At 33.4% G+C, this 26,361-nt stretch carries 26 protein-coding genes; 17 read left to right on the forward strand and 9 right to left on the reverse strand.

The features are described from left to right. Positions 1–67 precede the first annotated feature (67 nt). The 4 genes from gldI to T410_RS09210 all read right to left on the reverse strand — a co-directional run bounded on the left by gldI (position 68) and on the right by T410_RS09210 (position 3,536). On the reverse strand, positions 68–718 hold the full coding sequence (gene gldI / locus T410_RS09195) for a gliding motility-associated peptidyl-prolyl isomerase GldI (protein ID WP_035670815.1): 651 nt from the start codon (positions 716–718) through the stop codon (positions 68–70). Between the two features lie 3 nt (positions 719–721). Beyond that, positions 722–1,726 carry a bifunctional oligoribonuclease/PAP phosphatase NrnA gene (locus T410_RS09200; RefSeq protein WP_035670818.1) on the reverse strand — a complete coding sequence of 335 codons (1,005 nt, stop codon included), beginning with the start codon at positions 1,724–1,726 and terminating at the stop codon, positions 722–724. A 69-nt stretch (positions 1,727–1,795) separates the two neighbouring features. After that, complete coding sequence (locus tag T410_RS09205) at positions 1,796–3,094, reverse strand: voltage-gated chloride channel family protein (RefSeq protein ID WP_035670821.1); 1,299 nt, start codon at positions 3,092–3,094, stop codon at positions 1,796–1,798. Positions 3,095–3,125: 31 nt separating this feature from the next. Further along, complete coding sequence (locus T410_RS09210) at positions 3,126–3,536, reverse strand: RidA family protein (RefSeq protein ID WP_035670823.1); 411 nt, start codon at positions 3,534–3,536, stop codon at positions 3,126–3,128. A gap of 282 nt (positions 3,537–3,818) precedes the next feature. Here T410_RS09210 and T410_RS09215 point away from each other — a divergent pair, with 282 nt between their 5' ends. Both T410_RS09215 and T410_RS09220 read left to right on the forward strand, forming a co-directional pair. Beyond that, positions 3,819–4,424 (forward strand): hypothetical protein, encoded by a 606-nt coding sequence (locus T410_RS09215; RefSeq protein ID WP_035670826.1) that lies wholly within the window; start codon positions 3,819–3,821, stop codon positions 4,422–4,424. A 118-nt stretch (positions 4,425–4,542) separates the two neighbouring features. Beyond that, complete coding sequence (locus tag T410_RS09220) at positions 4,543–5,238, forward strand: hypothetical protein (protein WP_035670829.1); 696 nt, start codon at positions 4,543–4,545, stop codon at positions 5,236–5,238. Positions 5,239–5,260: 22 nt separating this feature from the next. On the opposite strand, the gene T410_RS09225 is transcribed toward T410_RS09220, so the two are convergent. After that, a complete protein-coding gene (locus tag T410_RS09225) occupies positions 5,261–5,788 on the reverse strand; it encodes a hypothetical protein (RefSeq protein ID WP_035670831.1) in 528 nt (175 codons plus the stop codon). A 229-nt stretch (positions 5,789–6,017) separates the two neighbouring features. On the opposite strand from T410_RS09225, the gene guaA reads away from it, so the two are divergent. The 11 genes from guaA (at position 6,018) to T410_RS09280 (ending at position 19,261) form a co-directional block, all read left to right on the forward strand. Further along, positions 6,018–7,547, forward strand: a complete 1,530-nt coding sequence (gene guaA, locus T410_RS09230; protein ID WP_035670833.1) for a glutamine-hydrolyzing GMP synthase — start codon at positions 6,018–6,020, stop codon at positions 7,545–7,547. Positions 7,548–7,675: 128 nt separating this feature from the next. After that, positions 7,676–9,634 (forward strand): LysM peptidoglycan-binding domain-containing protein, encoded by a 1,959-nt coding sequence (locus T410_RS09235; protein ID WP_369793023.1) that lies wholly within the window; start codon positions 7,676–7,678, stop codon positions 9,632–9,634. 54 nt (positions 9,635–9,688) lie between these two features. Then, entirely contained in the window at positions 9,689–10,090 is a 402-nt protein-coding gene (locus T410_RS09240) for an OsmC family protein (RefSeq protein WP_035670836.1), read from the forward strand. 87 nt (positions 10,091–10,177) lie between these two features. Next, positions 10,178–10,411 carry a DUF3820 family protein gene (locus tag T410_RS09245; protein ID WP_035670838.1) on the forward strand — a complete coding sequence of 78 codons (234 nt, stop codon included), beginning with the start codon at positions 10,178–10,180 and terminating at the stop codon, positions 10,409–10,411. Positions 10,412–10,483: 72 nt separating this feature from the next. Beyond that, a complete protein-coding gene (locus T410_RS09250) occupies positions 10,484–12,097 on the forward strand; it encodes a CTP synthase (RefSeq protein ID WP_035670840.1) in 1,614 nt (537 codons plus the stop codon). A 67-nt stretch (positions 12,098–12,164) separates the two neighbouring features. After that, the gene (gene yidC / locus T410_RS09255; RefSeq protein WP_035670843.1) at positions 12,165–14,069 is read left to right on the forward strand and encodes a membrane protein insertase YidC; all 1,905 of its coding nucleotides are present in this window, start codon (positions 12,165–12,167) and stop codon (positions 14,067–14,069) included. 91 nt (positions 14,070–14,160) lie between these two features. Then, complete coding sequence (locus T410_RS09260) at positions 14,161–14,871, forward strand: toxin-antitoxin system YwqK family antitoxin (protein ID WP_035670846.1); 711 nt, start codon at positions 14,161–14,163, stop codon at positions 14,869–14,871. 77 nt (positions 14,872–14,948) lie between these two features. Beyond that, positions 14,949–16,136, forward strand: coding sequence for a tRNA 2-thiouridine(34) synthase MnmA (gene mnmA / locus T410_RS09265; protein ID WP_035670849.1), 1,188 nt, complete (start codon positions 14,949–14,951; stop codon positions 16,134–16,136). Between the two features lie 131 nt (positions 16,137–16,267). Continuing rightward, positions 16,268–17,881, forward strand: a complete 1,614-nt coding sequence (locus T410_RS09270; RefSeq protein WP_035670851.1) for a S8 family serine peptidase — start codon at positions 16,268–16,270, stop codon at positions 17,879–17,881. A gap of 15 nt (positions 17,882–17,896) precedes the next feature. Further along, positions 17,897–18,841 (forward strand): nitronate monooxygenase family protein, encoded by a 945-nt coding sequence (locus tag T410_RS09275; RefSeq protein ID WP_035670853.1) that lies wholly within the window; start codon positions 17,897–17,899, stop codon positions 18,839–18,841. Between the two features lie 9 nt (positions 18,842–18,850). After that, a complete protein-coding gene (locus T410_RS09280) occupies positions 18,851–19,261 on the forward strand; it encodes a hypothetical protein (RefSeq protein ID WP_035670856.1) in 411 nt (136 codons plus the stop codon). Between the two features lie 174 nt (positions 19,262–19,435). Here the strand turns inward: T410_RS09280 and T410_RS09285 are convergent, their stop codons facing one another. Beyond that, positions 19,436–19,876: a DUF4268 domain-containing protein gene (locus T410_RS09285; protein ID WP_035670857.1), complete on the reverse strand. Its 441-nt coding sequence runs from the start codon at positions 19,874–19,876 to the stop codon at positions 19,436–19,438. Positions 19,877–19,972: 96 nt separating this feature from the next. Between T410_RS09285 and T410_RS09290 the strand changes: the two genes are divergently transcribed. Further along, positions 19,973–20,614, forward strand: coding sequence for a CoA pyrophosphatase (locus T410_RS09290; RefSeq protein ID WP_035670858.1), 642 nt, complete (start codon positions 19,973–19,975; stop codon positions 20,612–20,614). Between the two features lie 117 nt (positions 20,615–20,731). Then, on the forward strand, positions 20,732–21,541 hold the full coding sequence (locus T410_RS09295) for a 1-acyl-sn-glycerol-3-phosphate acyltransferase (protein WP_035670860.1): 810 nt from the start codon (positions 20,732–20,734) through the stop codon (positions 21,539–21,541). 7 nt (positions 21,542–21,548) lie between these two features. Here the strand turns inward: T410_RS09295 and T410_RS09300 are convergent, their stop codons facing one another. The 3 genes from T410_RS09300 to T410_RS09310 all read right to left on the reverse strand — a co-directional run bounded on the left by T410_RS09300 (position 21,549) and on the right by T410_RS09310 (position 23,397). Further along, the gene (locus tag T410_RS09300) at positions 21,549–22,181 is read right to left on the reverse strand and encodes a hypothetical protein (RefSeq protein WP_035670862.1); all 633 of its coding nucleotides are present in this window, start codon (positions 22,179–22,181) and stop codon (positions 21,549–21,551) included. Then, a complete protein-coding gene (locus tag T410_RS09305) occupies positions 22,178–22,681 on the reverse strand; it encodes an RNA polymerase sigma factor (protein WP_035670864.1) in 504 nt (167 codons plus the stop codon). Before T410_RS09305 ends, T410_RS09300 begins: the two co-directional genes overlap by 4 nt. 287 nt (positions 22,682–22,968) lie before the next feature. Continuing rightward, positions 22,969–23,397, reverse strand: a complete 429-nt coding sequence (locus T410_RS09310) for a hypothetical protein (protein WP_035670866.1) — start codon at positions 23,395–23,397, stop codon at positions 22,969–22,971. A gap of 187 nt (positions 23,398–23,584) precedes the next feature. Here T410_RS09310 and T410_RS09315 point away from each other — a divergent pair, with 187 nt between their 5' ends. Beyond that, complete coding sequence (locus T410_RS09315; RefSeq protein ID WP_035670869.1) at positions 23,585–24,889, forward strand: NAD(P)/FAD-dependent oxidoreductase; 1,305 nt, start codon at positions 23,585–23,587, stop codon at positions 24,887–24,889. A gap of 245 nt (positions 24,890–25,134) precedes the next feature. Next, a complete protein-coding gene (locus T410_RS09320) occupies positions 25,135–26,349 on the forward strand; it encodes a 3-oxoacyl-[acyl-carrier-protein] synthase III C-terminal domain-containing protein (RefSeq protein WP_051929382.1) in 1,215 nt (404 codons plus the stop codon). Positions 26,350–26,361 lie beyond the last annotated feature (12 nt).

Consider the following 26,361-nt stretch of genomic DNA (forward strand, 5'->3'; position numbering starts at 1 on the left):
ATTTTTTAAAAGTTGGTATCGTTAGTCTTGTTCAAGTTTTTTGAATCAAGGCGATTTCATTTGTGAATTATTGCGTTATAGTATCATTTGATTTGGCTTGGGTAGAAACTTCTTCTTGCTTAACAACTGGCGCAGATGCTGGTTGTACTGCATTTTGTTTTTTATATGCATCTTCTGGCATGAAATCACGTAAAGTCACGATGCAAAGTAAGGGCTGATTTGTACCTATTTTTTTGTTGTCGCCATGGTAACCATATCCCATGTGTGAGTTGAAAAGAAAGTTTACTTTCTCTTTTTTGTGCATCAATTTGATTCCGTCTCTTAATCCCATCATGATGTTTTGTTTGTCTACATAATATACTTGTGGTCTTAATTCGATTTCAGAATAAATGATATTGCCTTTCATATCTTTTATTTCATAGTCAAAGAATGCAACATCTCCTTTTTTAGGGGTTAATGTATCTTTTTCGTTTTTAAGCGAATAAGAATACCAATATCCTTTGGTTGAGGCAATAAATTTCACTTTTGGATTTCTTCTGATAACAGCATCGATTTGCCCTTCCTCGCCGGCAATTAATTTTTTATTTCGCGCAATGGATTTCTTCATGAAAGTTCCCGAAGTTTGAGAAATAGGTCTGCGGGCTTCCTGATGTTGTTTGCAACTTGCAACCAATACCAACAAAAAGAATGCAATGGCAGTTAACTTGCTGTTTTTCATGTGTTATATCGTTATTTTTGTTACTAAATCCTCAAATTTATTTATCGTTTCTTCCATCGATACTTCTGATTTTCCTCCAGCCGCATTGCGATGTCCGCCACCATGGAAATGGTCTCTTGCAAATTGATTGACATCAAAATCGCCTTGGGAACGAAACGAAATCTTGATGATTTTTTCTGCTGTATTTTCGATGAAAATAGCAGTGAAAAGAATTCCTTTGATGCTTAATCCGTAATTTACAATGCCTTCCGTATCTCCTTTTACGTAATCAAAAGTGTTTAACTCGTCTTGTGTAAGTGTGGTATAAGCAGTTTTATGTTCCGTTATCACTTTCATGTTTTGAAGCGCTCTTCCTAGTAATTGCAAACGGCCATAAGAACTATTGTCAAATAATAAGGTAGGAATCTCCGTATTTTCAACACCTAAATCAATTAGTTCAGCAACGATTCTATGGGTGTTTCCAGTTGTTTTTGGAAAACGGAAAGAACCTGAATCGGTTAAAATTCCGGTGTAAATGCAAGTTCCAATAGTTTTGTCAATATCTTCTTTTTTGCCAAGAAATAAAATGAAGTTATATAACATTTCACAAGTGGAACCATAGGAAGTGTCTGAATAGGTAACGGCTGCATAATCATCTGGTTTTTGATGATGATCAATCATGATAAATGGGGCAGTTAGTTTTTCTAAAACAGTTTCCATTTCACCTGTACGATGCAAAGCATTAAAATCTAAAGTGAAAATCACCTCGGCATCTTCCAATATTTTGGTGCAGTTTTCTTTGTCTTTTTCGTATATTTTGACTGTTTCAGAACCTGGCATCCAAGCTAAAAAATCAGGGAATTCATTTGGGGAAACCACAATAGGCTGGTGGTTGTTTTTTAATAAAAAATGATATAATCCTAAAGTAGAACCCATAGCATCTCCATCAGGACCTCGGTGTGGAATTATGGCAATTTTTTTTGGAGTTGATAATAACAACTGTATCGCTTGAATGTCTTGTATTTTCATAGTGTGCGAAATTACATTTTTTTAATGTAATGTTGAAATCATTTATATAATTAACAAACTTTTACAATGTTACAAAAGCTCGATGTCTTTGCTTTTTAGTTTTTGGTACAAATGGTATTTTGCCCCTTTTACAATTTGGGCTTTGTAAATCCCCACAGAACCGGAACTAAAGTAAGCGATAATGCAGGCGATACCAATGAAAACACCACTTTCGACCCCGAAAAGTTCCATTCCCATCACGGTGCATGCGATAGGGGTGTGGGTTGCTCCCGAAAAAACAGCGACGAATCCCATTCCTGCTAAAATTGCAATGGGCAGCGGAATTACAATTGATAAAGCACTTCCTAAAGTGGCACCCACAAAGAAAAGCGGTGTTACTTCGCCACCTTTGAAACCTGCGCCCAGCGTAAATCCAGTGAATAGTATTTTGAGCAGAAAATCGTAAGATGCATTTGGATTTGAAAAAGCATCAGCAATCATGGGAACTCCTAAACCGATGTATTTTGTGGTTCCAATAAAATAGATTGCTAAAGCAATGATTATTCCTCCTATGAAAGGACGAAGCGGAGGATAGGATATGGTTTTCGAAAATAAAGTACCCCAAAAGTGTGTGCTTCGAGAGAAAAACATAGCGGCCAAACCAAATAATATACTCGCAAGAATTACCCAAAACAAGTTGGTTAAATTCATTTCAGGAATAATAGGGATGTTATAATGGGTGTGTTTTACTTCCCAGAATTCAACGGTGAAATAAGCAACGTAAGCAGTTATAAAAGACAGCGGAATGCTTTTGAAACTGATTTTGCTGAAATATAAAACTTCTAAAGCAAAAAGTGCTCCAGCCAAAGGTGTACCAAAAACCGATGCAAAACCAGCACTGATTCCCAGAATGATTAGTGTCTTTCTATCTGAATTGTCATGTTTGTCGCTCGTCCCTCGACTGCGCTCGGCATGACGTGCTCGGGATAACAGTTTTGTAAATTGATCGGCAATGGCTCCTCCCATTTGTACAGCGGTTCCTTCGCGACCTGCAGAACCTCCAAAAAGATGCGTTATTAAGGTGCCAATAAGCACTAAAGGCGCCATTTTTAAAGGAATTAATTTCTGGGGATTTTCGTACTCTTCTAGTAATAAATTATTGCCTTTTACAACATCCTTTCCGTAATAATGGTAGCACAATCCGATAATAAGACCGCCTATTGGCAAAAGCCAAATGAGCCAGTTATTATGTTCTCTAACCTGTGTTACCCATTCTAATGCCACTAAAAAAAATACAGATGCTGATCCAGAAATAATGCCTGTCAAAGCACAAATGAAAATCCATTTGACTGTGACAAGCATTATTTTTTTAGCGTTCTCTAAATTCATTGTTGAATCATCAGATTTTTTTGCTAAAGTATTACAATCCTTCCTGAACTAAAGGTTTTTCTGGAGCAATTGCTGTAAATTCGATTTCAACCAAATATTCTGGAGCAACTAATTGATTGATTCCGTAAAAACCTGTTGTAGGTTTTATATCTTTAAAAAATTTGGCGTGAGCCGTAGCAACAGCTTCAAATGTAGTTATATCAGTTGTGAATATTCGGGTGCGAATGACATCTTTCATGCTTACATTCAAGTCTTCCAGTACTTTTTCTACTCGTTCTAGAATGTTCAGCGTTTGTGCATGCGCATCGTCAGCTTTTACTTTTTCACCGTCAATTATAGCTACTGTTCCTGATACTTCAATGATGTTTCCAATACGTACCGCACGACAATATCCCATTTTATCTTCCCATGGTGAGCCTGTCAATATGTTTTCTCTTTTCATTTTGTTTGTTTTTTAACTGATTTTTAAAATATTAGAACCTAATTTAAATTTTGGTATATTTTTTGCAATTTAGAAAAAAATGAGAAATAAAAAACATTGATTTTTAACTAAAAAGTTCAATTTTGAGAAATCAATTTTAGCTAATCTTATGCTATGAAATGTAATAAAATTGGAAATTAAATGTTATTAAAGAAAGTGAAATTACTACATTTTGTGTTTAGTTAAGATTTGGTTTTTATTTTTAAAAATTTTACATGCACAGCTCTGTTAATCTAAAAAGTTATGAAAAAAATTCTATTTTTAATTATTGTCATAGGTATGTCCCTAAGCGGATATGCACAAAATGAATTTAGTTCTAAATTTAAAGCAATCCCGCCTAAAAATATAAAACCGAAAATAAAAAAGCCAATTCCTCCAAAAGCAGATTTGCCAAAAATTACTGCTCCAAAAGTGATAAAAAACCGAGATATTCCTCTTGATATGCCAAAAGTTAATTTTGTGAATCCTGAAAAAATCACTAAAAAAGCCCAAAATTTAGAGGTGGTTACTTATAAGAAAAATCAAGATTTAGGAAATTTCAAAACCGGTTCTCTTACTGCTAAAGTAAGATATCGGGATGCCGCTTATGTAGATGGTGATAAGATTAGAGTATACGTAAATGATAAAGTAATAGAATACGAGGTTATTTTAGATGGCAATTTTAAAGGGTTTGAGATAAAATTAGCGAAAGGGATTAATAAAATTGATTTTGAGGCGTTGAACGAAGGCTTTGCACCTCCTAATACAGCTGAATTTCAAGTGTATGATGATAAAGGAAATGTTATTTCTGCCAATCAATGGAATCTTGGGACAGATAATAAAGCAACACTAATATTAATGAAAGAATAAGGAAGTTGTTTTTTTAATTCGATAAATTAATGAAATTAATTTATACTATTTTTGTTGTTCACTCTATTTCTCTAGTTTTAAATTTTAATTAATATTGATTTTTCAATATTCACCTTCTATGAAACAGATTCTTTTTTTTATAATAATTAGTATTGGTATTTCTTCAAAAAGCTATAGTCAGATTGAATTTAGTAAAAAGTTTAAGGCAATTCCTCCTATAAATAGAAGTCCGAAGTTCAAAAAGATAGTTCCTCCTGAAACTGATATTCCGCCAACTTATAGTCCAAATGTTTTTAAAAGCCCTGAAATAAAAACCCCTAGTTCTGTATTGAAAATTGGAGAAGCAAGCACTATAAACATGACTCCAAAAAATGATTTTGCTAATCCAGGGGATGTATATATGGACAAAATGGAAAAAGATTTAGGCAAAACATTAGTTAAAGAGGGATTGAAAGAAGATTCAAGACTTTTAGTAAAAATTGATGTTAATTTTGGTGAGATTAGAACAAAATCAGAATTCTTTTTAATTAGTTATCGTGATTTTGGACAGATTGATGGGGATTTAGCCAAAGCTACTATGAATGGGAATGTAGTCCAAGAAAGATTATTAATGAAAGCAAATTATCAAGAATTTAAAATATTTCTTAAAGAAGGAATTAATACATTCGAAATTGAAGCTTTAAATAGAGGTGCCTTAGGCGGAAATACGGCTGAATTTCAAATTTATGATGACAAAGGACAACTGGTTAAGTCTGATTATTGGGAAAATTGGGATGCCGGGGTAAAAGGAAAATTTGTAATTATTAAAGAATAAAAAATAATCAACTGCTGATTTTTTAAAACGGATCAGCAGTTACTTTAAATTTCATATCAGATTTTACCGTTATGTCTTTAGTAACGGTTTCCTTGATAACTGCTTTAGCTCTTATTTTATAACTCGAAGCTTTGATATATTTATCTAGTTTTTCAGGAGTACAAATTAGATTTATTGTGTTTACGGTGGAATTAATATTGTCTAAATAGGCTAATTCGATTTCATCATTAGCATCTGTTGAAATATACAAATGAATTGATTTTAAGAAACTGAATGTTTTGTCCGTTGGATCAGTTATAGTCAATTTTAATTCAGTCAGTTTTACATCTTTTACTAAATCAGCTTTTGTATTGTTATTTTGAAACTCAGCACTTGAATTTGTAGTGACATCTGGCGTGATTATTTCAGTGGCGAGGTTAAGAGGAAATCCACTGGCTATTTTAAAGCTAGTCTCGTTAGATACTGTAAAAGTCAATAATTTATCGACAACACTACAGGAAACTATAAAAAGAGCAAAAAGTGAAAGTATTGCGTATGTTTTAATTTTCATTGGTTTTTTAATTTTTATGTATTCATTATATAAGGTTAACTCAAAATGGTACTGTATATTTCATGTGTACTTAAATGATTCTTTGCTTTTATTTTAAAAATCATTCGTTTTGTCAAAAAAAGACGGTTTCTGAGGTATAAATAAATAGGATAAATAGCCTATTGAAAAAAAAATAAATATTTTTCAAAATTCAATTTTTCAATTCAAAATATAAAAAGTATTTTTGCGCATGCAACACAACGTACTTATTTTAGATTTCGGATCGCAATATACTCAACTTATTGCGCGTAGAGTTCGCGAATTAAATATATTCTGCGAAATCTTCCCTTACAATCATTTCCCGAGTGATTTATCATCTTATAAAGCAGTAATTCTTGGAGGTAGCCCTTTTTCTGTTAGAGGAGAAGACGCGCCACATCCTGATTTATCTCAAATTAGAGGAAAACTTCCAATGCTGGCTGTTTGTTACGGTGCGCAATATTTATCCCATTTTAGTGGTGGTGAAGTTGCTGCTTCAAACACTAGAGAATATGGTAGAGCCAACTTGTCTTATATAAAAGAGAATGAAATTTTCTTTGAAGGAGTTTCTGAAAATAGCCAGGTTTGGATGAGTCATAGCGATAGTATTAAAGCTTTACCAACAAACGGAGTAAAATTGGCAAGTACACATGATGTCGAATTTGCAGCTTATAAAATTGAAGGCGAAACAACATACGCTATTCAATACCATCCAGAGGTTTTTCACTCTACCGATGGATCAAAAATGTTAGAAAACTTTTTAGTGAAAATAGCGGAAGTTCCTCAGAACTTTACACCAAATGCTTTTGTTAGCGAAATGGTGGCAGAGTTGAAAGAGAAATTGCAAGACGATAAAGTAGTTCTTGGTCTTTCTGGAGGAGTAGATTCTACAGTAGCGGCAGTTTTATTGCACCAAGCTATTGGGAAAAACTTATATTGTATTTTTGTAAATAATGGCTTGCTTCGTAAAAACGAATTCCAAAATGTATTAGATCAATACAAAGGAATGGGATTGAACGTAAAAGGAGTTGATTCAGGAGATCGTTTCTTATCTGAATTAGCAGGTGTAAGTGACCCGGAAACCAAACGTAAAATTATTGGACGTGTATTTATCGAAGTTTTTGATGATGAATCACACCTTATAGAAGATGTAAAATGGTTAGCGCAAGGAACAATTTATCCTGATGTTATTGAATCAGTTTCAGTAAAAGGACCTTCGGCTACTATTAAATCACACCATAATGTAGGTGGTTTACCTGATTACATGAAATTGAAAATTGTGGAACCGCTTCGTATGCTTTTCAAAGATGAAGTGCGCAGAGTAGGAGCTTCGTTAGGAATTGACCCAGAATTATTGGGAAGACATCCTTTCCCAGGGCCAGGACTGTCAATTAGAATTTTAGGAGATATCACGCCAGAGAAAGTTAGAATTTTGCAAGAAGTAGATTCTGTTTTTATCGAAGGATTGAAATCTTGGGGATTGTATGATAAAGTTTGGCAAGCCGGAGCTATTTTACTTCCTGTAAATAGTGTAGGTGTAATGGGTGATGAGCGTACTTATGAAAAAGTAATTGCATTACGTGCCGTTGAATCTACGGATGGTATGACTGCTGATTGGGTACATTTACCGTATGATTTCTTAATGAAAATATCTAATGATATTATTAATAAAGTAAAAGGAGTAAATAGAGTGGTGTATGATATTAGCTCAAAACCGCCAGCAACTATTGAGTGGGAATAATATAATCCCTGCTAATTTCTTCTTTGAACATCATTATTTTTAATGTTCTTTATATAAACGGTATCAAGTTTTGGAACAAAATTTGATACCGTTCCGTTATTAATGATTGAATAATTTTATAAATAAAAATGATGAAATATTTTTTTGCAATTTGTATTACTGCTTTGTTTTTTAACTACAATGTTTTTTCGCAAGAAAAAAACACTACCCATAAAGTGGAGAAAGGAGAAACGATGAGTCAGATTGCAATAAAGTACAACGTTACTCCGTATGATATTTATCAATTAAACCCTGATGCACAAAGTGGATTAAAGCCTAATAGTGTTTTGTTAATTCCAAAAAGTGGAGTGAAACAAAAAACTATAGTGCAAGCTAAGCCAATCGTGAAAACTACAACTCATGAAGTAGCACCGAAAGAAACGCTGTACGGTATAGAAAAAAAATACGGTGTTTCAGATGAAGATTTGAAGAAAGCCAATCCAACTCTTGAAAAAGAAGGGCTGAAAATTGGACAAATCCTTGTTATCCCCTCTAAAAACAGCACTAAGACTGCTACCGCTACTGTAATTCAAGAAAAAGTAGTGTATCACGAGGTACTTCCAAAAGAAACTAAATATTCTATCTCTAAACAATATGGAATTACCATTCAAGAATTAGAGAAAAAAAATCCTGAAATTGTTTCTAATTTACCTATCGGTTATAAATTAATTATCAAGGGCCATCCCGAAACTTCGGGACCAAAAGTGGAGAAAACGATTCCAGTTGTTGAAACCAAAAAAGAAATTGCAAAACCGAATCCTGTAAAGGTTGTGGCAGCCATTAATTATCTAAATTATGAAGTGAAGCCGAAAGAAACACTTTATAGTTTATCAAAAATGTTTGGTATGACTCAGGAAGAGTTAATCACTCTGAACCCAGCTTTGTCTCAAGGTGTAGTGGAAGGAATGATTTTGAAAGTTCCTGGAACGATGACTATTCCGCTGGAAACTAAAAAAGAATACGCTGGATTATCAAAGAAAAGTAGCAACAGAAAAAAGTTAGTATTGCTTTTGCCGTTTAATATGCCAAATATTGAAGGAGATACTCTTAATACCACTGCAATGCGTCTTAAAAAAGACAAGTTTTTGAATATGACTTTGGATTTTTATTCGGGAGCTTTGATGGCGATTGATTCTGCAAAACAAATAGGACTTTCTATCGATGTTAAGATTTATGATTCGCAAGAAACTAAAAACACGTCTAATGTCGCTTCTATAATTAAAGAAAATAATCTGGAAAATTCAGATGCCGTTGTCGGACCTTTTTATCTGACTAACGTGGAGAAAACGGCTGAATTATTGACTCTGAATCAAGTTCCTGTGATTTCTCCTTTATCAAAAGATATTGGGAATTCATTCAGTAATTTGTACCAAACCATTCCAACGGCTACCGCAGTTAAAAATGCCATGTTCGATTATATGAGAGCAAAAGGCGGTAATATTATAGCTGTAGTCGATAAGAAAAAGGAATCAATGGTTCAATTTATAAAAGAGAATCATAAAGATGTAAAATTTTCTGTCCTTGCCGCAAACGGAGCTTTAGCTCCTGAAAATTTAAAAAGTTTATTTGTGAAAGACAAAATAAACTATGTGGTTATGGAAACCGGAAATACAGGAATGATTAAATCAACAATGGCTACTATGTTGAGCGCTATGGCAACGTATAAAGTACAGTTGGTTATTTTAGAACCTAATGAAACACTAGATACCGATGAAATTAATTTTGTGAATCTGACAAAATTGAAATTAATGTATCCTTCCGTAACCCGTGAAAATGAATCTCCTGAAGCTTTAATTTTCGAAAAAGAATATAAAAAGAAAAATAAAATTTTCCCTAGCGCTTTCGCAACTCGTGGTTTTGATATTACTTTTGATACCATGATGCGTTTGTCACAAGATAAAACGTATCAAGAAACGGCTGATACTATCGCTACTGAACAGGTAGATAATAAATTTGAATATTATAAAAAAGAAGAGGGTGGATATACTAATAAAGGTGTTTACATCTTATACTATGACACCGATTTAACAATAAAAGAAGCTAATTAAAAAGTGTTCAGTAATTAGTGTTCAGTGGCAGTAGAATAAAATAATAATAAAATTATGACATCAAAAGTAACATACTTAGGCGATTTAAGAACATCATCAATACATTTGCAATCTGGAAATGAAATCATATCAGATGCGCCATTAGACAATAATGGAAAAGGCGAAGCTTTCTCTCCAACGGATACGGTAGCGAATGCTTTGGCAAGTTGTATGATGACTGTAATGGGAATAAAAGCCCGCGATATGAATCTAGATTTAAAAGGATCTACTGCCGAAGTAACTAAAATTATGAATGCAGAGCCGAGACGAATAGGAACAATAGAAATTACTTTTGATATGTCAGGAACTGACGACCAAAAGAATAAAACGATTCTAGAGCGAACGGCTATGACTTGTCCTGTTTTCTTGAGTTTAAATACTGAAATCGAAAAAAGAATTACTTTTAACTGGAAATAAGATAAAAAGTCGAGAAGCAAGAGACAAAAACAAGAGAAATTAATTCCTCTTGTTTTTGTCTCTTGCTTCTTTTTTATTGAAAAAAAAATGGATAAAAACCAACAACAACTGATTAAACTGGCTCATACCAAAATGCCTTTTGGTAAATATGAGGGTAAATTTCTTATCGATTTGCCTGAATATTATGTGGTTTGGTACAGTAATAAAGGATTTCCAAAAGGAGAATTAGGGGAACAATTGAAATTGATTTACGAATTAAAACTGAACGGATTGGAAGAGTTAATTCGAAATATAAAAAAACGCTATCCTAAACCGATTTAATTTTCTAATTGACAATTTATAATTGTACTTTTGCCAAGTTTTTTACATAACTACAATACAAACAACAACAGAATGAATCAAACGAAATATATTTTTGTTACAGGCGGTGTGACTTCTTCTTTAGGAAAAGGAATTATTGCTGCATCTTTGGCAAAATTGTTACAAGCTAGGGGATATCGTACAACCATCCAAAAGTTTGACCCTTATATTAATGTCGATCCAGGTACTTTAAATCCATACGAGCATGGAGAATGTTATGTGACTGATGATGGTGCGGAAACTGATTTAGATTTAGGACATTATGAGCGTTTCTTGAATGTTCCTACATCTCAAGCGAATAATGTTACTACAGGAAGAATTTATCTTTCGGTTATTGAAAAAGAAAGAAGAGGAGAATTTCTTGGTAAAACAGTACAAGTTGTACCTCATATTACCAATGAAATTAAGGATAGAATGCAATTGCTTGGTAAATCAGGTGATTTTGATATTGTTATTACTGAGATTGGTGGAACAGTGGGGGATATTGAATCCTTGCCATATATTGAATCGGTTCGTCAATTAGTTTGGGAATTAGGAGAACATAATGGTTTAGTAATTCATTTGACTTTAGTTCCTTATTTGGCTGCAGCCGGAGAATTAAAAACAAAACCAACACAGCATTCTGTTAAAACACTGATGGAGAGTGGTATTAAAGCTGATATTTTAGTTTGTAGAACAGAGCACGAAATTTCAGATGAGATTCGCAATAAATTAGCCTTGTTTTGTAATGTAAAAAGAGAGGCCGTTATACAATCTATTGATGCTTCAACGATTTATGAAGTGCCTAATTTAATGCTGGAAGAAGGTCTTGATATTGTGGCTTTAAAGAAATTAGACTTGCCTAAAAAAGCGGCTCCGGATTTAAAAAACTGGAATACTTTTTTACGCAGATTAAAACATCCTAAACATGTTGTAAATATCGGTTTGATTGGGAAATATGTAGAAATGCAAGATTGTTACAAATCAATCTTGGAAGCTTTTATTCATGCAGGTGCTGCAAATGAAACTAAAGTTAACGTGATTTCTATTCATTCTGAGCATATTGACGCAACAAATATTGAAGAAAAATTATCAGGTTTAGATGCAATTCTTGTAGCTCCAGGTTTTGGAGAAAGAGGAATTGAAGGAAAAATAGAAGCAGTTCGTTATGCAAGAGAAAATAAAGTTCCGTTTTTCGGAATTTGTTTGGGTATGCAAATGGCAATTATCGAGTATGCAAGAAATATTGTAGGTTATCCTGATGCTAATTCGACTGAAATGAATGAGCAAACTTCACATCCTGTTGTCAACTTGATGGAAGAGCAAAAAACGATTACTGATAAAGGAGGAACAATGCGTCTTGGAGCATGGAAATGTGATTTAAAACAAGATTCATTGGCGTATAAAATCTACGGGAAAGAAACTATTTCTGAGCGTCACCGTCATCGTTATGAGTACAACAGTAACTATGTTGCACAATTACAAAATGCAGGTTTGATTGCTTCAGGAGTAAATCCGGATACAGGTTTGGTTGAGATTATAGAGTTAGAGGATCACCCATTTTTCATTGGAGTTCAATACCATCCAGAATACAAAAGTACCGTGGCAAACCCACACCCTATTTTTGTAAATTTTGTGGCAGCAGCAGTTCAAGCAAAGAAAAAATAGTTTTTGTTTTTTGAAACAATTCATCAAACTTTATACTTATATATAGTAAACTTTTTTAAATAAAATAATGGAAGAAAAAAAATTAGACCTTAATTCAATTATAGGTTTTATATTGATAGTTGGTATTTTGTTTTGGATCATGTTTCAAAATAAACCTTCGGAAGCAACTATTGCTGCTGATAAAGCTAAAAAAGAGTTAGTGGCTAAGGAAGCTTTAGCAAAAGCGGCTGCAACTAAAACGGTTGCTACTGCAGCAGCTATTGTACCTGGCGATTCAACTCAAATGGCACAATTGCAAAAAACTTTAGGGAATTTTGCTTATTCAGCGTCACTTCCTTCTGCAAAAGAAAGTTTTACTACCGTTGAAAATGAATTTGTAAAATTAAAAATCGCTAATAAAGGAGGGTATATTATTGAAGCTGCTTTGAAAAATTTTGAAAAATTCAAAAAAGGCTCAGGTCAATTAGTTGAATTGATTAAAGATAATAATGCGAATTTAAATATTCAATTACTTACAAGCGATAACCGTACTTTAAATACAAAAGACTTGTTTTTTGAGCCAACTCTTACAAAAGTAGGAGCGGATCAAATTCTGTCTATGAAATTGAAAGCTGGCGCAAATGAGTTTCTGGAATACAAGTACATATTGAAACCTAACAATTACATGGTTGGTTTTGATATTCGTTCACAAGGATTGAATAAAGTTTTGAATACTGCTAAACCGTTAGATTTAGAATGGGATTTGAAAACATTCAGAACAGAAAAAAGTATTGCTTATGAAGACCGTTATACTTTATTGAATTATGAGTATGGTGATGATAAATTTAATAATGTTTCCGGGACAGGAAAAGATGTTCAAGAAGAAATACCTGAAAACGTTAAGTTTATTGCTTTCAAGCAGCATTTTTTTAGTACTATTTTATTGACTGATACGCCGTTTGCTAAAACAATATTAAAATCGCATAAATTAGTTGTAGATGAAAAAGTGGATACAACATACATTAAACAATTTAATGCTAATGTCCCATTAGCATTTACTAATGGTGAAGTAGATTATAAAATGAATTGGTATTTTGGACCATCAGATTATAAGACATTAAAAGCCTACGATAAAAATTTAGAAAAAATTATTCCTTTAGGTTGGGGTATTTTTGGATGGATTAACATGTTTGTGTTTATTCCTTTATTTGGATTTTTAAGCTCATACATTGCTTATGGAATTGCGATAATTATTTTTACTATTATTGTAAAAATTGCCATGTCGCCTATTACATATAAATCATTTTTGTCTCAGGCTAAGATGAAAGTATTGCGACCTGAAATTACGGAATTGGGTGAAAAATTCAAAAAAGACCCCATGAAGAAACAACAGGAAACGATGAAATTGTACAATAAAGCTGGGGTAAACCCAATGGCAGGATGCATTCCAGCCTTGATTCAGCTTCCTTTTATGTATGCTTCGTTTCAGTTTTTTCCTTCAGCTTTTGAGTTAAGACAGAAAAGTTTCCTTTGGGCAGACGATTTATCTTCTTTTGACCAAGTTGTAAAGTTGCCTTTCCACGTTCCTATGTATGGAGATCATATTAGTTTGTTTCCAATACTAGCAGCAATAGCGATTTTCTTCTATATGAAAATGACTTCAGGCGATCAACAAATGGCTGCTCCACAGCAAGAGGGAATGCCAGATATGGCAAAAATGATGAAATATATGATTTATATCTCACCAATCATGATGTTGATTTTCTTCAACAGTTACGGTGCAGGATTGAGTTTGTATAACTTTATTTCCAATTTGATTACGATTGGAATTATGTTTGTTATTAAAAATTACATTGTTGACAGCGATAAAATTCACGCTCAAATACAAGAGAATAAATTGAAAGAGCCTAAGAAACAAGGTAAGTTCCAGAAAAAACTTCAAGAAGTTATGGAACAAGCAGAAGCTCAAAAAGCGAAAGACAAAAAGAAATAAAAATTTAAAAAATCTCGATATATTTCGAGATTTTTTTGTTTACAGATAATTTAAGCTATCAGAAGTCGTTACTATTAAAAGGTTATTTATTATGAAAGCATTTTATAAAAAAATATTGTGTGCCTTGATTTTTTTGAATTTGTTTTGTCTTCATGCACAAACAGATTCTAATAAATTAGATGAAAAAGGAAAAAAGCATGGTTTGTGGAAAGGTTTTTTTGAGGAATCAAAAAGACCGCGTTATGAAGGAACTTTTGTTCATGGCAAGGAAACTGGAGTTTTCAATTTTTATGATGATACCAAAGCAAAATCGGTAATAGCTACCCGGGAATTTAATTCTAATGATAATTCTGCCTACACGATATTTTATGATCAAGATAAGAATAAAGTAAGTGAAGGAAAAGTAGTGAATAAATTATTTGAAGGGCAATGGAAGTATTACCATCAAGCCTCAAAAGCTATTATGACTCTAGAAAATTATACAAATGGAAAACTTGAAGGCTTGCGAAGTGTTTTTTATCCTAGTGGTAAAATTGCCGAGGAAATCACTTATAAAAACAATCTGAAAGACGGCGTTTACAAAAAATACACCGAAAAAGAAATTGTACTGGAAGAATCCATTTTTAAGAATAATGAATACAATGGTTTAGCCATTTTCAAGGATACGGATGGAAATGTGGTTTCAAAAGGGCAGTTTGTAAATGGAAAAAAATCTGGAACTTGGCAATTTTTTGAAAAAGGGAAAAAAGTCAAAGAAGTGAATATGAGTAATCCTCAAAATGCAACAAAATCCAAGCCTTAATTAAGTTTGTTGTTAGATAACTACTGTAGTAAATCTTTTGTAACTTTGCACCCTTATAAAATTATAATTTTTTGAAGATGAAGCGTGTTGTTGTAGGACTTTCGGGTGGTGTAGATTCAAGTGTTGCGGCTTATTTGTTGCAACAACAAGGGTATGAAGTCATAGGTCTTTTTATGAAAAATTGGCATGATGATTCGGTTACTATTTCTAATGATTGCCCTTGGCTGGAAGATAGTAATGACGCATTACTGGTTGCTGAAAAATTAGGAATTCCTTTTCAAACGGTAGATTTAAGTGAAGAATACAAAGAGAAAATCGTTGATTATATGTTCAACGAATATGAAAAAGGGCGTACTCCAAACCCTGATGTGCTTTGTAACCGCGAAATAAAATTTGATGTTTTTATGAAAATTGCTTTGAGCCTTGGTGCTGATTATGTAGCAACAGGACATTACTGTCAAAAAAGCGAAATAGAAGTCAATGGCGAAACAGTTTATCAATTGAAAGCTGGTGCTGATAGCAATAAAGATCAATCTTATTTTCTATGTCAGTTGTCTCAGCAACAATTGGCAAAATCTTTATTCCCAATTGGAGAATTAACTAAGCCTGAAGTTCGTGAAATTGCAGCTCAAATGGATTTGATTACAGCCGAAAAGAAAGATTCTCAAGGATTGTGTTTCATAGGAAAAGTACGTTTGCCTGAATTTTTGCAACAAAAATTGCAGCCAAAAGACGGAATTATAATCCAAATTGATAAAAACGATACAATTTATAATTCTCAAAAAGAGGAAGGTTTGACTCTGGAAGAAGAATTAGCATTCGAAGCAAAAAAAATCCCTTATACACCAGAAATGGGTAAAAAAGTAGGGAAACATCAAGGAGCCCATTATTTTACCATTGGACAACGAAAAGGACTCAATGTAGGAGGAACAACGGATCCATTATTTATTATAGCCACTAATGTGGAAACTAATACGATTTATACCGGATTAACCAGTCAGCATCCCGGATTGTTTAAGAAAGCGTTACTTATTGAAAAATCTGAAGTACATTGGATTCGTAAAGATATGACTCTGGCCAATGGAGAATCGATGGAAGTTATGGCGAGAATTCGTTACAGACAACCTTTGCAAAAAGCAATTTTGCATCAATTTGAAGGCGGAATGTATGTTGCTTTTGATGAGCCACAATCAGCAATAACTGAAGGACAATTTGTTGCTTGGTATTTAGGAGAGGAATTAGTTGGTTCTGGAGTAATTTCTTAGTTTAGTGTCTTATTTGTAAGAAGAACTAAAAAACGACAATTTGTATGATTTAAGAATGTCAATAAAAACTTTACGGGTAATCAATCTTGGTATTACTTGAAGTGTTTAGGGCTTAAAAAATAAAGTTAACTATGAGAAAATTCTATTTATTCCTTTTTTTATTAATTACTTCGGTTGGCTTTGCTCAAGAAGATGCTTGGGTATATTTCAATGCCAAACCTAGTGCTCAGCCTTATTTTGATTCGCCTTTGCAAATGCTTTCCCAAAGGGCATTGGATAGAAGAACGATTCAAAATATTGTACTGGATGCTAAAGATATTCCCATAGATGCGTCTTACATCAATCAGATTAAAGCGGTTGCTGGAATTTCGGTTATGGCAAAATCTAAATGGATGAATGCTATTCATGTTCGCGGAAATCAGGCAATTATAAATTCATTGACAGCGTTTTCTTTTGTCAGTAAAGTTGATTTTGCAAATAAATCACTCAATCAAGTAGGAAAAATTGCGAAGTTATCCAAAATAAAAAAGGTTACTAAAAGCAAGAATACCAAAATTAATTACGCTTACGGGACATCAGCAAATCAAATCCAGATGCTTAATGGGCAATTATTACATCAACAGAATTATACAGGTACCGGAAAAATAATAGCTGTTTTAGATGCAGGATTTCCTGGAGTTAATACAACACAGCCTTTTCAAAGATTAAGAGATAATAATCAGATTTTAGGAGGCTATAATTTTGTTTTGAGAAATCCCGATTTTTATACTGGAGTTTATCACGGAACATCGGTACTTTCGGCAATGGGTGGCTATAAAGAAAATTCATTAGTAGGAACAGCACCTGATGCTTCTTATTATTTATTTATTACTGAAGATGATACTTCTGAAAATCCTGTTGAAGAATCATTGTGGGTAGAAGCTGCAGAAAAAGCAGATAGTTTGGGTGTTGATATTATAAATACTTCTTTAGGTTATTTTGAATATGATAATCCTGCGTATAGTCATACATATAGTGAAATGAACGGAGCTACCGCTTTTATATCTCGTGGAGCTGAAATTGCATTTAGCCGAGGAATGATTGTAGTGGCAGCAGCCGGTAATTCAGCAGGCACATCTAATCCATATATCGCTGTGCCTGCCGATGCAGCATCTGTAATTGCAGTAGGAGCAGTAAATGCATCTGAGTCATTGGCTTCATTCAGTTCCATCGGGCCTTCGTCTGACGGGAGAATAAAACCAGATGTTATGGCTCAAGGAAAATCAGTAGTTTTGTCTGATGAATTAGGGAATACTGTATATGCAGATGGTACTTCTTTTTCCAGTCCTATTATGGCAGGAATGGTTGCTTGTTTGTGGCAAGCAAATCCAAGTAAAACCAATGTCGAAATAAGACAGTTGTTATTAAAATCAGCAGATCGATTTGCAACACCAAATAATCAATATGGTTATGGTATTCCAGATTTTAATTTAGCGGTGACTAATGCGTTATCATTAAACACTTTTTCTAAGGATGACTTTGTAGTTTATCCAAATCCGGCGACTGATTTTATTACTATTTTATTGCCTGTGGGACAGGATAGAGCTATGGTTAGCATCTATTCTATTTCAGGTCAAAAAGTATTGGATAAGGAAATTACGGTACAATCGGCCAGTATTTCTTTGAAAACACTGAGTAAAGGAATGTACTTGTATAAAGTGGAATCAAATTCTTTTTTCAATAGCGGAAAAATTATAAAACGTTAATACCACTAATGCTAAATGAATAAAATCACAGCACTGTTCAAGATTAAATATCCAATTATTCAGGGCGGAATGATTTGGAACAGCGGTTATAAACTAGCAAGCGCAGTTAGTAATGCCGGAGGTTTAGGTTTGATAGGTGCGGGTTCTATGTATCCTGAAGTTCTTCGGGAACACATTCAAAAATGTAAAAAAGCCACTTCAAAACCTTTTGGAGTAAATGTGCCGATGTTGTACCCCAACATTGAAGAAATAATGAAAATTATCATTGAAGAAGGTGTGAAAATCGTTTTTACATCGGCTGGAAACCCAAAAACTTGGACTTCGTATTTGAAAGGAAATGGGATAACTGTAGTGCATGTAGTAAGTAGTTCCACTTTTGCATTAAAAGCACAAGATGCAGGTGTTGATGCTGTTGTTGCCGAAGGATTTGAAGCCGGAGGACATAACGGCAGAGAGGAAACGACAACACTTACATTAGTTCCAATGGTGAAAGAAAAAATCAAGATTCCGTTAATAGCTGCGGGAGGTATTGCTACTGGTCGTGGGATGCTTGCAGTAATGGTTTTAGGTGCCGATGGAGTTCAGGTGGGTAGTAGATTTGCCGCTTCGGTGGAATCATCTGCACATGAAAACTTCAAAGAAACAATTGTAAATGTAAAAGAAGGCGATACCCAATTGACATTGAAAGAACTGGCTCCTGTTCGATTAATTAAAAATAAATTTTATCAAGATGTTCAGCATTTGTATGAACAATGCGCAACAAAAGATGATTTAATTGGTTTATTAGGTAGAGCCAGAGCAAAACGTGGAATGTTTGAAGGAGATTTAATCGAAGGAGAATTAGAAATAGGTCAAGTTGCGGGTTTGATTCACGAGATAAAACCAGTTTCAGTTATTGTAGAAGAAATGATGTCCGATTTTGAAATGGCAATTAAAGAAGTAAAGAATTTTGATTTTTAATTTATGAAGATGCCTAAAACAAAAATAGTTACAATATTGCTTTTTATGGTTTTTGGACTACACTATTCCTATAGCCAAAATTATAAGTTTAAGACTTCAGGTTTTAGCGTTTTAGAAAAAAAGGAAAATGGAAAGTGGGGGAAATGGTCTGATTTAGATTTGGTTAATATTTTAGTCACATTAGACACTAATAAAAACAGAATTGTAATTTATTCCCAAATTATTCAATTGTTTGAAATTGTCGATTATCAAGCCACTGAAGAAAACGATACTGATATTGTTTATTCGTTTACGTGTAAAGACAATAATGGTGATAATTGTACACTATCAATCATTACCCGAAAGAAACAAGACAATAGGAAGCAATTGTACATCAATTATGATGACAGAATTGTAGTTTATAATATCTTTAATATGTAAATAAAAAATCCGCTTAAAGCGGATTTTTTTATGTCAATTTGAATTTGGTAAAAAAATAGAATTCTAATTTTGCTCTTTTGCGTGAGGGATGGAAGTGAAAAGCCCACAGCCTGACAAAGGAAGAGCGAGGACTTGTAACGTACAGCCCGACCCGTTTTTTCAACGGGTCACGCCCTAAATTCTCTCAATATCTTTAATGAATTCATCGTATTCCATGTAGAATAATTCCAGAGCATTCATTTTCTCATAGTAGAAGTCAAATATTTCATCCCAATAGTTGCGATTGCTAACGCCGACTCCTAGTTTTTCAACCCAAATGCGACTGATAGTTTTACCGTTTTCAAGGGTATAGTCTTTTTCGTAAACCAAATCTTTGATGAATTCGTCTTCCAGAATGTTTTTCAGTGCTTCTATTTTTTCAAAATAGGCAATTCGTTTTTCATCATTTCGATGTTCAATGTCGATTAAAACTTGAGCCTTTTTATTGTCTACGTAAAATTTGAATGAGAAATCCTTTATTTTGGTGTCGTATAGCATCCATTTTCGAGGGTGTTTTTCTGCGAAAGTCACCCAGAATTCTCGTTTTAATTTTTGAGTTTCTTCTTTACTGTACATTTATTTATTTGAATTTGATTTAGAAAATTTGCGAAGCATTATTTTCTAAACTATATTTATAAGATCTTTTTTGAGATGCAAAAATAGACTTTGATTATGGATTTTCAAGATTTTTTAAAATATGTTCCTGATTTTGCTCAAGCAAGACTTCCTGCATTTGAAGCGCATATTAAAATGGCGCCATTTGAAAGAATTGATGCTTTGAAAAATGGAGCTTTTGATACTAAAAAATCAAGGAAAGCCGCTGTCATGATGTTGTTTTATCCAAAAAAGGGACAGACACATTTAGTGCTGATTGTAAGAAGTTCGTATGACGGAACCCATTCTTCCCAAATCGCATTTCCTGGTGGTAAGTTTGAAACTGAAGATGAAGTTTTTGCAAATACGGCTTTACGGGAAACCCATGAGGAAATAGGAATTCTTCCTAGGGACATAGAAATTATCAAGCCATTTACTCAAATGTATATTCCACCAAGTAATTTTATGGTATATCCTTTTTTAGGAATTAGCAGGGATGAGATTCGGTTTGTTCCAGATCCTAATGAAGTAGCAGGTATTATCGAGTTGCCGTTATCTGTTTTTTTGAGTGATGAAATTATTACCACTGCCGAAATGGTTACTTCTTATGCGGGTAAAATAAAGGTTCCGGCTTTCAAAATTGAAGAATATATTGTTTGGGGGGCTACAGCAATGATGTTGAGTGAATTAAAAGATGTTTTAAATCAGGTTATAGGTTAAAAAAGCAGTTCTCATTCCAATTTTTTTCAATTTAATTCCTCTAAAAAAACTACTGCTAACTTCAAATATAAATTTCGTAAGTTTGTAATCCAAATTCACAAAAAAACACACAATTTTATGCGATTGTTTAAGAGAAATCCTTTTGGACATATATTATTTATAAAAAAATGGTTAATCCGAATTTTCGGAGGTATTACGCATAGACGCTATAGAGGATTTAATGAATTACAAATTGAAGGTTCTGAGATTATCAGGAATTTACCGGATACTAATGTGCTTTTTATTTCAAATCACCAAACCTATTTTGCCGATGTGGTGGCGATGTTTCATGTTTTTAACGCCAGCCTTAGCGGTCGTGACGACACCATTAAGAATGTTTGTTATTTATGGCAGCCAAAGATGAATATTTATTACGTAGCTGCAAAAGAAACTATGCAAGCCGGATTGTTGCCCAGGATTATGGCTTATGCCGGGGCAATTTCTGTAGAACGAACTTGGAGAGAAAAAGGTGTTGATGTTCAAGGAAAAAAAGATGTGAATCCTGATGATACTGAAAATATTAAAATAGCTCTAAAAGATGGCTGGGTAATTACTTTTCCGCAAGGAACAACCAAGTCTTTCAAGCCAGTTCGTAAAGGTACAGCACATATTATAAAGCAACACAGACCTATAGTTGTGCCAATAGTAATTGATGGTTTCCGTCGTTCTTTTGATAAAAAGGGACTGCGTATGAAGAAGAAAGGAATTCTTCAATCTTTTATTATTAAAGAACCGTTAGATATTGATTACGAAAATGATACAATTGATACAATTGTTGAAAAAATTGAATATGCTATTGAACAACATCCTTCGTTTCTAAAAGTAATTCCAGCCGAAGAATTAAAAGCTCAGGAAGAATTGAACCGTTTAAGACAATGGGAATATTAACTTTGTCTTAAAGATCTATCTTTTTCAATTCCTTATAATTAGCATACAATCTTCTCAATAGGATTCCATACAATAACCTGTAAAACAACCAGAATATACCAAAAAATAGAGCAATAGTCAAAAGTAGTATGCCTATAGTTATAGCCATAATTTTTCCATCATTGGCAATCTTGTCTCTTAAAATAGTAACATCAGGATTGTAATTAAAAGCAATTAAAAAACCTATAATCAAGCTAAAAACGATCATTCCAAGATTATACCCTACATAACATTGGACTGTTTTTCTTGTTTTCAGGATGTCTTTCATCAACTGTTTAGTAGAAACAGTTGTAGAAATCTGTATGTAGTTTTTATAAAATAAGTAAATAAAAACCAATATCACACCATAATTAAAAAGGGTTAATGCTTCAAAATATTTGATTAGCTCATCGTGTTTGATCTTTTTTAAATAATCATCCGAATTAAAAAATAAGCTAATCGATGTCCATAATAAAATTTCCAAAATGCTGATAATCAATATCCATCTTACAATTGAAGAGGACTTTTTATGAATCATTTTGTAAATCTCAATTTCTGAAACAGGCGTAAAAGAATCGTTATTCTTCTGCCAATCTTTTTTTAATAAATCCAGCTCTTTCATATTCCTAATGGATTTAATATTTTTTTTAATTTCCCTTTTATTCTGTTCATTTTCACCCTTGCATTTACTTCACTAATTCCTAATGTTTCAGCTATTTCGGTATAATCTTTATCTTCCAAGTACATAAAAACCAACGCTTTTTCAATATCATTCAGCTGATAAACCGCCTTATACATAAGCTTTATCTGTTCTTCTTCCTCATAATTATATTCAATATCATGAGTAAAATGCTGTCTTGCCTCGAATTCAATAGTATTTATGGAGCGTTTAGTTTTTCGGTATAAAGTAATGGCTGTATTCAAGGCGACTCGATAGGCCCATGTAGAAAATTTACTGTCGCCCCTGAATTTTGGAAATGCTTTCCATAACTGTATCGTGATTTCCTGAAACAAATCCTTGTGTGCATCATCGCCATTAGTATACAACCTACAAATTTTGTGGATTATATTCTGATTTGCCTGCAATTGCTTTACAAAAGAATGCTCTAGATTATCACTCATACATACGTTAGTAATCCAAAAATAGATTTTGTTACAAAGTAGCACTTTTTTTCTGGTAGCACAAACTTTTCAATTTACAATAGCTACTCGTCCCGCTGTACATTGCAATCTTTCTAATCCTGAAAAAGTCAGTACTAGAAAGGATTTCCATTTCCATCGGGGCTAATTTACACGTTTAGTTTTTTTAAGAACTTTTTCATAAAATGGAATGTAATATATTCTGTTTTATTTTAAAAAAAAGTCCTTTGTGAAAATTTCATAAAGGACTTTTTTAAAGGAATTAAGGATTATTTTTTGCAATCAGAATAATCTACATTAAAAGTATATTTTTTATCAGTAACTTTTTGAACTGCAGGATTGTTTCTGTGATCTGGTTTGTATGCTGCTCCAGTTCCTAAATCTACTCCAATACCTAATATTCCAAATGAGAAAACGCTAAGTATAAAATTTCCTGTTCTAAAAGCATTATTAAATGTTTGCTTTTTAGCATCGCAACCGTCTTCTTTCAATTCTACATTTAAAGATTTGTTTCTTGGGAATAATGCAGTTACTTGTCCGTTACCCATCTTTTGTCCGTCAACGTAAATTTGAGCATTTGGATGTCCATTAGCAATGATTGTACCCTCATATCTGCTTCCGCCAAACATAACGCCACAACTGTTTAATAACATTAACATTGATAAAGTGACTGCTGCAATTGTAATTCTTTTTTTCATAAAGTAAATTTTTATTGTCTTTTAAGATTAAATAAGTAGCTAAAGTAGTAATAAAAAAATACAATGAGAATTAAATCTAATATTTTTGCTATGTATTAATCTATTTGAACTTCGTTTTTATTTAAAGATAGTTAAGTCTTTTTTCTTATATCTTTAGTAACTTCGTTTTTCATTATATGATATAAATATGAACATCCCACATTCAACTTTACCCAGAATAGTCATTATAGGAGGAGGCTTTGCAGGACTTGCATTGGCCAGAAAACTAAAAGATAAGGAAGTGCAAGTTGTTCTTTTAGACAAACACAACTACCATACTTTTCAACCCTTATTATATCAAGTGGCCACAGGTGGGCTTGAAGCAGGTTCAATTGCGTATCCAATCCGCAAAGTAATCCAGGAATACGATGATGTCTATTTTAGACTGACTAATGTAGAAGAAATTGACACCGAAAATCAAAAAATCAAAGCTGAAATTGGGGAGCTTTCTTATGATTATCTAGTCATTGCAACAGGTTCCAAAACCAATTATTTTGGTAATAAAGAAATTGAGCGCAATAGTATGTCCATGAAAACCATACCGCAATCGCTCAATATTCGCAGTCTTATTCTTGAAAATTTCGAACAAGCGGTTTTAACCACTGATATTGCCGAACAAAATAGTCTTATTAATTTTGTACTTGTGGGAGGTGGACCCACGGGAGTAGAATTGGCAGGTGCTTTGGCCGAAATGAAAAAAGCCATTTTACAGAAAGATTACCCCGATCTTGATATTGCCAAAATGGAGATAAATCTTATTCAAAGTGGTGATAGAATTCTAAACACAATGAGTGAGGAGTCCTCACAAGCTGCTGAAAAATTTCTAATTAGTTTAGGCGTTAAAATTTGGAAAAATGTTCGGGTGACAAATTATGATGGCCGTACCATAAGTACTAATTCTGATTTGACTTTTGAAACTGCTACAGTAATCTGGACAGCTGGAGTACAAGGAGCTATAGTTGCAGGATTAGATGGTAATTCGCTTGTTGAAAAAGTAGAGCGCATTCGAGTAAATGAATTCAATCAAGTCGTAGGTTATGACAATATTTTTGCCATTGGTGATATAGCATCAATGGAAACCGAAGCCTATCCGCAAGGACATCCCATGATGGCACAACCCGCCATGCAACAGGGAAAATTGTTGGGTGAAAACATCATTAAATTAATTAGAAAACAGCCCATGGAAGCTTTTGAATACAATGACAAAGGCGCAATGGCCACCATAGGACGGAATAAAGCTGTAGTCGATTTGCCAAAATACCATTTTAGTGGGGTTTTTGCTTGGTTTGTATGGATGTTTGTGCATTTATTCTCCTTAATAGGATTCAAAAACAAAGCTGTTGTTTTCTTGAATTGGGTATACAACTACATTCGTTTTGACCGTGAAGGACGATTGATTATACGCCCTTACAAAAAGAAAAGTTTTACAACATTCACGAGTGATGAAGTGTAAAAAAATGCATTAATTAATCCATAATTAAAAGTTGTGATACCATTCTTACAGGCCTGATAATTAGTTATTTTTTGATGTAGAGTCATTCTTACAATGTGTTGATTTTCAATATTTTAACAAAATTATAATATTTGTAAATCATTGATTACTAGTGTTTTAATGTTTTATTCCGGTAGCATTGTTTTATTCATTGTTTTTGAAAAGAGTTTTGAATTAATTTTGTTTTAAACAAAGTTAAACAGTTAATGAAAAATGTAATTATTTCCAATTTTCATCCCATTTTAGTGGGGAAATTAATAGACCAAACAAAGCTCAATCAGTACACGAAATTTCTCTATTATCATTTTCAAAACCTGCCAAAAACGGATGTTTCAGGAAGTGATGGTGTTGAGCAGGTAAGTTTTGAGTCTATATCTGAGCATGTAGATAAATATTCCGTTTCTTCAGAAAGTATCAATAGCAGGCAGATCTTAATTTTTGAAGAGGTAGAGCATTTTATCGAAAATGAAATGGATGTTACTTTACCTTCTGAATATCATTTTCCTGTAGGTTTTGAAATACAGCCTGGGAATCTTTACGGACCAAAAATAGAGGTTCGAATGGAATGGTTTAAAAGAAAAATGGGATATGTTTTTGACGAGTTTTATTCCAAGACAATTGCAAGTCCTGAAAATTTAATTCATGTTACTTGTTCCGGTTATTCTTCTCCCAGTGTGGCTCAGGAAGCTGTAATCGAGCGAGATTGGAATACAGTTCAGGTTACTCATTCTTATCACATGGGGTGTTATGGTGCTTTTCCTGCAATTCGTACGGGTAGAAGTTTACTATGCGCTAGTGAAACTAAAGGCAGGGTAGATATAGTTCATACTGAATTATTGTCGGCCCATTTAAATCTAGTTGAGTTTTCTAATTCTAATACCATGATTTGTTCCCTTTTTGCGGATGGTTTTATTGGATATTCCTTATTTGATGAGGAATCGTTTATGGAAGATGATTTATTTCCTGTGAAAAAAGGACTTCGGATTTTGGCATCCCATGAGGTTATTATACCAGATTCATTAGAGGATATGTCTTGGGATTTAGGGGAATATAATTTTTTGATGACGCTCTCTAAACGAGTTCCCGTTTTTATCCGTAAAAATATAAAGCCTTTTTTGACTGCACTTTGCAAAAAAGTGGATATTGATCTTGACGAACAAAAATCCAACATGCATTTTGCAATACATCCTGGAGGACCAAAAATCATTGACTATGTTATCGATGCTATAGGATTGTCTAAAGAACAAGCCAGTTGGTCTTATGAGATATTACGCCGCCAAGGAAACATGTCTTCGGCTACTATCCCACATATTTTTAACGAAATTGTAAATGACCCAAATGTAAAATCAGGAACAAAAGTTGTTGCAATGGCTTTTGGTCCTGGATTAACCGCTACAGGATTGTTGCTTGAAAAAGTATAATTAGAAAAAAAT

The sequence above is a fragment of the Flavobacterium sp. 83 genome, assembly GCF_000744835.1.
In the GTDB taxonomy this organism is placed as follows: Bacteria; Bacteroidota; Bacteroidia; order Flavobacteriales; family Flavobacteriaceae; genus Flavobacterium.